The sequence below is a fragment of the Duganella violaceipulchra genome (genome assembly GCF_019166075.1).
GTDB classification, from domain to species: domain Bacteria; phylum Pseudomonadota; class Gammaproteobacteria; order Burkholderiales; family Burkholderiaceae_D; genus Rugamonas; species Rugamonas violaceipulchra.
Window position 1 is genome coordinate 1 of record NZ_JAHTGR010000121.1, and the last position, 459, is coordinate 459.

Annotated in this window: 1 protein-coding gene; it reads left to right on the top strand. The window is 68.4% G+C overall.

Annotated elements, in window-relative coordinates; all coding sequences use genetic code 11:
• The coding region (locus tag KVP70_RS33250; RefSeq protein ID WP_217946713.1) for an AMP-binding protein at nucleotides 1-459 on the top strand (459 nt) is incomplete at both ends.

Consider the following 459-nt stretch of genomic DNA (forward strand, 5'->3'; position numbering starts at 1 on the left):
CGGAGACGACCACGTATTCGACCTGGGTGACGATGACGCGCGAGCAGGGCTTCATCGCCCACATCGGCCGTCCGGTGGCCAACACCCAGGTCTACATCCTGGACGCGCGGCGCCAGCCGGTGCCGGCTGGCGTGGCCGGTGAGCTGTACATCGGCGGGGCCGGCGTGGCGCGCGGCTACCTGAACCTGCCGCAGATGACCGAGCAACGCTTCCTGTCCGATCCGTTCGCCGGCGTGGCCGGCGCCCGCATGTACAAGACGGGTGACCTGGGACGCCATCTGGCCGACGGCAACATCGAATACCTGGGGCGCAATGACTTCCAGGTCAAGATCCGCGGCTTCCGCATCGAGCTCGGTGAGATTGAAACGAAACTGTCGGCCTGCGCCGGCGTGCGCGAGGCGGTGGTGCTGGCGCGCGAGGACCAGCCGGGCGACAAGCGGCTGGTGGCCTATCTGCTGG